The following is a 5,628-nucleotide window of genomic DNA, read 5'->3' as shown; positions in this document are numbered from 1 at the left end:
TGTGGTGGGTCGCCGGGGTGGAAGGTTAGGGGGAGGTCGGGGGGGGGGGTGGGTGGGGGGTGGGTGTTGTGCGGCGTGCTCAGGGGGACTGGTGATTTTCAAAACGCGCGTCAATTACTGCAAGCATTGGCGCGGCACGCAGATAAAAAATGACTGGAGCATAAAACAAAAAAACAGCCTCGCCTTCTGCCGAAATCTTAAGGAAAAGGAGCGCTACCCTTTTTTATAGAGGTTGACTATAACCATTACATGCCAAGATTAAGTAGAACCGTATTTGCCGGTATACCGCATCACATCACGTAGCGAGGAAACCAGCGAGAAAATGTTTTTTCACCGATGACGATCGAAGCGTCTATCTCGGCTGGTTAAAAGAGTGCTGCGATAAATACGATGTTTATATTTGGGCGTACTGTCTGATGACGAATTACATCCACCTTATTGCAGTTCCTAAAACGGACGAAGGGTTGTAGAGAGTTTTAAAACGGCTACACATGTGCTATGTGCAGAGGATTAACCGGCAACGAGAGTGGAGAAATCATTTGTGGCAAGGGTAATTTTTTTCATTGCTCTTGGGAGATGGGGAGATGGTTATTTATGGGCTGCCATCCGCTATGTCGAGTGGAATCTGGTACAGGTGAAAATGGTTACCAAAACGGGAGATTATTTCTGGTCGAGTATCGTGGCGCATTGTGGGTTAAGGGAAGATGCGATATTAAGTCAAAAGCTTGAGTGGAAAAAACAATGCGATCAAATTTCGAATTGGTCAGCATGATTGGTGGAAGGTGATGATCCCGAGAAAGTTGATTTGTTGCGGCGAAATATTGAAAAAGGTTTACCTTGCGGGGAGGAAAATTTTATTCGAGGATTGGAAAAGATTGCGGATAGATTGTTGCGCTATCGTCCTTTAGCAGGCCGTTGAAAAACGTATTCGAGGCAGTCGACGATAGGCAAAAACAGGCGAAAAAAATGGAGTTTATACCTGATAAATGAGCATTTTGAGCCTGTTTTTAACACCATAGCGGCAATGTAGATAATTTTTCAACAGCCTGTTAGGGCGCCCAAGGAGTGAAAGGGAGAGCAATAAAGGGTAGCGTCCCCTTCTTGTCTCCTTAATTCAGGCGGTCATAAGTTCAAATTGGCTTTGACGACATATACCTGTGTAGCTACCCCTTTTCAATTGAGCTGAATCAGAAGGGCATCGTTACATCCAAAGAAAACAGAAATTGATCCTTTCTGCCATCAAATGGCCGAAATGCCATGTCAATGCCATCAGCTCTGTCATAGCGGATATTTTTTCGAATGTTGATATTGCGGATCGGCTTCCAACCTCTTCCCCAACGTGTTGCGGGTTTCCAGTTCATACCCACCGTGACTGCGTAATAATCTGCGGGAGCACTGATGAAAGGAATGTTGCCTGCGTAGCTAACTCCTTTATTATTCAATGCTGATAGTATGCGATAGGGTGAGAAAACACGCCAGCCATTGCGATCATGGAAGCGTTCAGCACGGATGCCGATGGAAAGGTCACGAAAAAGGTCATAAGTCAGGTGGGTGTTGATGCTATACCATGCTGCATTCCGGATTCCTTCAGGCAAGTTGATGTTGCTGGCCCAGCCGTAGGTGTGCTGGAGCACCAAGTGCGTCCTGGGAGTGAGCCAATGTTGCAGCACGACGCTGTACATCATCCAGGGTTCATTGACGGCTGTTTGTCCATAGGTACCGCTGAGTTGCGCCAAAGTTCTTTTGTCGTCGCTTTCCCATAGGATATTTGCCAGTCCACCCCAGTTATCCAGTTGCTTATCAAAAACTCCATCCCAGCCGCCAGTTGCACTACCTGTAGTTGTGCCGCCTTGGATAACCCAATTTTGATTGATTATATAACTACCTAAAAATCCCGTATGGGTGAAGGCTCGCCACTATTAAGGATATAGGCTCGAGTGTAAAAAAAGTTATCGGGGGCGGGAACGGTTTCGTAGCCCAACGGTGTATAAAAATGCCCGGCCTTAATATTGAAACCGTTACCAATCGGTATATAAGCTTCTAGATAGGCTTGTGGAAGAGCAATCCCGTAGGTGCGAGTTGATTTACAGCACAGATTGAGATCCCAGTTACCCCTATTTGATGGTTCGCCAGTATTCTCATCAAATGCGGATATACCAAAAGCCTGAGTAAAGATGGCATCTGTTCCAAACAAAAAGTCGAAACGGCCTCCAATATCCCATTTTGTACCTTCTGATTCGACGTTGCGTTGTAAAAATAAATTGAGTTGGTTTAACTGAAATCGATTAGCACGATCCGCAAAAGTCACCGTGCCATTGAAGCCATCGGAAGGGTTGTTTGCGTTGTAAGTTGCGCCGCCATTGATCCAGCCACCCAATTCCAATCCACTTTGATTGAACAGATTGGATAGGGTATTAGCATGTGTAGTATTTAGAATCAAAAAACAACAATAGGGTTTCAGTTATCGCGAATATCGTTTGATTGATGTTTCTGGATGTGTAATTCATTTTTTCCCTGCTTGTGTCTTGACTGTAATAAATCAACAGGAACACACCTTACTTCGATCAAGACTGAAGTGACACCACGAAACTAGACAGATTGTGGCTCTGATAATATAAATAGAAGAGCAATGATCATGAGTAAAAAACGTACATAATATTCCAGTGAATCAAAGGCAAAAATGGCACTGGCGGCGCAGCCTTTTTTAAATGCATTATCTTCTGGAATTTGGTTGCTTTTTTCTAAATAATTACTAATTTAATTGAGAGTCTATGGCCTCTTCCTTTATTAAACCGAACTCTTGTTTTTCTTGATCTCGTGCCATTTTTCGATGAAGGACCGCTTCCTTCATATTCTCTTTGATAGCATTCTCATACATACGAATATTAGCTGTGGTATGCGACCGAATATCTTGTCCCCCTCGCCCATAGTAGTAGGAGTGACTCTCATATTCTTTAAGCAGCTTCTTCTGAGTTTGTAGTTTTGCTTTCATTTCATTGGCCGCATCTTCATAGTGTTTGGCCACGGCATCATGATTGCTAGGGTCTGTGGCGCGCAGTTTACCACTATAAAATTCATTGCTATGAACACCCCCTATTGGGCCCGTTTGTGCACAGCCAACTAAGAAACCAAGCATTAAAACAATCATCAAGAAAGTCAATTTTTTCATCATAACACCTTCATCAACTTACTTTAATTTCACCCCATTTCCCCATTTCTTTATTTAAAAGTTTTTATCAAAAATATTGTGTCAATATTTGATTAAGAATAACCATATCAAGAATACGTTCTTTCAAGGAAACAAATCTATAATCAACTTGACTTATCAAAATGGTGTTTTACTTAATAGTAAAATACGATTTATTTTGATATTGCTCATAATAACATTATGGTTTTTAATACATTAACCCTGCTGATTATATTAATATTCATTTTTCATAATATATGATATCGATATAAAAATAAAAAATAAGTACTAAAAAAAGAAATTTATTGTCTCTATTAGAGAGACAATAAAAATATATATGTTGATGCTATAAATCTTGATATAAGAATTACTGAATTAAGTAGGTGTCAGGCAGAAATGCTTTTGTTTGAATAGATTTGCGCGGAAAAAAGGGGACGCTACCCTTTTTATAGAGTTTGACTATAACCATCCCATGCCAAGATTAAGTAGAGCCGTATTTGCCGGTATAGCGCATCACATCACGCAGCGAGGAAACCGGTGTGAAAACATTTTTTCACCGATGACGATCGAAGCGTCTATCTCGGTTGGTTAAAAGAGTACTGCGATAAATACGGAGTTGATATTTTTGTGTACTGCCTGATGACGAACCATATCCACCTTATTGCAATTCCTGAAACGGATGAAGGGTTGCAGAGAGTTTTAAAACCATTGCACATGCGCTATGCCCGGAGAATTAATCGGGAACGAGGGCGGAAGGTCATTTGTGACAAGGGTGATTTTTTTCATCACCCTTAGGAGATGCCTATTTATGGACTGCTATATGGCATGTCAAGGTATGTCGAGCGGAATCGGGTGCGGGTAGAAATGGTCACCAAAGTGGAAGATTATTACTGGTCGGCACGGTTGGCGGAAGGTGGTGACTAAGAAAGTTGAATTGTTGCGGCGAAATATTGAAAAAGGCTTACCTTGCTGGAAGGAAAATTTTATTTGAGGATTGGAAAAGATTCCGGGTGATTGTTGTGTTATAGCCCTTTAAGGCGCCCAAGGAGTAAAAAGGAGGGCAATTAAGGGTAGCGTCCATTGCCCAGCGCGTTGAGCCATTCCTCGCCCGCCTGATTTTATCTACTAACCCCAACTCCAATTCATAATGGAACAGCTCGCAGTAAGCTCTCGCCTGCCAGTAAAACCGTGATGTATCCTCTATTGTCTATATCAGCTTTAAATGATATAGAATCCTTCCTCGCAATTCTGTTTAGTGACCGTAGTGACCGGCTCCCATTGAACATGGTCCACTTTTGCGTGGCTGGGACCTTGCCATAACCATTGGCGCAATTTCTCAAGCGCATTGTCGCTACCACAGGCCAGCACTTCCACTCGACCATCCGGCAGGTTTTTAGCATATCCGGAAATACCCAATTCTCTGGCTTTTTCCTGAGCAAATGCCCGATACCAGACACCTTGCACCCGACCACTAACCCAGCAACGAATACACTGTTTCATGTATGCCTCATTGAATCAGAATATCAAGTTGATTATTTCAAGCTAAATGATATTGTGAACAGTATTAACATTAACTAGCTGCCTCGAATACGTTTTTCAACATCCTGCTAGTAGATTGATACATTTTCCAAAAGAGAAACTGAATCGGGAGCTTCCCTAATATGAAGCACGTTGCCCAGATATCCCATCTCCAATGCCTGTGATAATAATGAAATCCGGCAATCTTTACCAAGGTTTCGCTCATCTCCTACGAAATGTTTAAGTTTAAAGGACTTAAGTTTTGTCAGTAAAAATAATCGGGTTTGGAAGGCACAGGGCACCTAGGCTTTCAACACCCTGCAACGTCGGATTAGCCCCAAAAAGGCACCGTTCAGCGCGCCGACTGAAGAGCCCGCAATCATGTCAAAGCGCTGACCAGCCTTCATTAGCGCATAAAGAACCCCTGCTTGAACTGCTCCCAGGCTTCCTCCTCCATTGAGTACAAGGGCTATTTTTTTCTGTTCCATGATAGTGCTCCTACCAAATTGCTAAAGATTTGATGGCCCGTGCTTTGCCCTACAGTTTTTTGCTAAGACAGGGCTTAATGTATTTGATTGATATTATGCCTTGTAGTAACTCGTTTCATCGCTTAAAACGTTTTCAGCGGTCTAGCCCAGGCATTAGGCTAAGACCGCCAAATACAGCATTAGAGCATTCTGCACTTAAATAGAGTCGATAAGGGATTCTCAAAGGATGAGATATAGTTGATCATCTTGCTATAAGGAGGTGACATATGCCAAAACCCTTATCGAATGATATCTCAGGAAGCGCCTGATCAAGGGGGTTGAAAGTGGCATGTCTGCGCATGCGGCAGGCAGGAAGTTAGATATTGCAGAGAGCACGGCAACAGGAATAGTAAAAGATTGGCGAGACCGGGACAGTTATGAGCCGCTACCGACCGG

General features: G+C 42.9%; 6 protein-coding genes and 2 pseudogenes. 4 read left to right on the top strand and 4 right to left on the bottom strand.

The window, feature by feature from the left end:
- The first annotated feature begins 272 nt into the window (after positions 1-272).
- From R2Q26_RS15630 to R2Q26_RS14300, 3 genes are all read left to right on the top strand, one after another.
- Complete coding sequence (locus R2Q26_RS15630; protein WP_411182367.1) at positions 273-470, top strand: transposase; 198 nt, start codon at positions 273-275, stop codon at positions 468-470.
- A gap of 71 nt (positions 471-541) precedes the next feature.
- Positions 542-772 carry a hypothetical protein gene (locus R2Q26_RS14305; protein WP_317536908.1) on the top strand — a complete coding sequence of 77 codons (231 nt, stop codon included), beginning with the start codon at positions 542-544 and terminating at the stop codon, positions 770-772.
- A 3-nt stretch (positions 773-775) separates the two neighbouring features.
- Positions 776-919, top strand: coding sequence for a hypothetical protein (locus R2Q26_RS14300; protein WP_317536907.1), 144 nt, complete (start codon positions 776-778; stop codon positions 917-919).
- Between the two features lie 268 nt (positions 920-1,187).
- Here the strand turns inward: R2Q26_RS14300 and R2Q26_RS14295 are convergent.
- Together R2Q26_RS14295 and R2Q26_RS14290 are read right to left on the bottom strand one after the other, a co-directional pair.
- A pseudogene (locus R2Q26_RS14295) lies at positions 1,188-2,507 on the bottom strand (porin).
- Positions 2,508-2,752: 245 nt separating this feature from the next.
- Positions 2,753-3,172, bottom strand: a complete 420-nt coding sequence (locus R2Q26_RS14290) for a hypothetical protein (RefSeq protein ID WP_317536906.1) — start codon at positions 3,170-3,172, stop codon at positions 2,753-2,755.
- Positions 3,173-3,745: 573 nt separating this feature from the next.
- Here R2Q26_RS14290 and R2Q26_RS15625 point away from each other — a divergent pair.
- Positions 3,746-3,982: pseudogene (locus R2Q26_RS15625) on the top strand (transposase); the annotation flags it as partial.
- A gap of 423 nt (positions 3,983-4,405) precedes the next feature.
- Here R2Q26_RS15625 and R2Q26_RS14285 read toward each other — a convergent pair.
- Both R2Q26_RS14285 and R2Q26_RS14280 read right to left on the bottom strand, forming a co-directional pair.
- Positions 4,406-4,687: an acylphosphatase gene (locus tag R2Q26_RS14285; protein WP_317536905.1), complete on the bottom strand. Its 282-nt coding sequence runs from the start codon at positions 4,685-4,687 to the stop codon at positions 4,406-4,408.
- Between the two features lie 320 nt (positions 4,688-5,007).
- On the bottom strand, positions 5,008-5,193 hold the full coding sequence (locus tag R2Q26_RS14280) for a patatin-like phospholipase family protein (protein WP_317536904.1): 186 nt from the start codon (positions 5,191-5,193) through the stop codon (positions 5,008-5,010).
- Positions 5,194-5,628 lie beyond the last annotated feature (435 nt).

This window comes from Nitrosomonas sp. Is37, from assembly GCF_033063275.1.
In the GTDB taxonomy this organism is placed as follows: Bacteria; Pseudomonadota; Gammaproteobacteria; order Burkholderiales; family Nitrosomonadaceae; genus Nitrosomonas.
The sequence above is the reverse complement of the archived record's forward strand: the minus strand, read 5'-3'. Positions and strand labels throughout refer to the sequence as shown.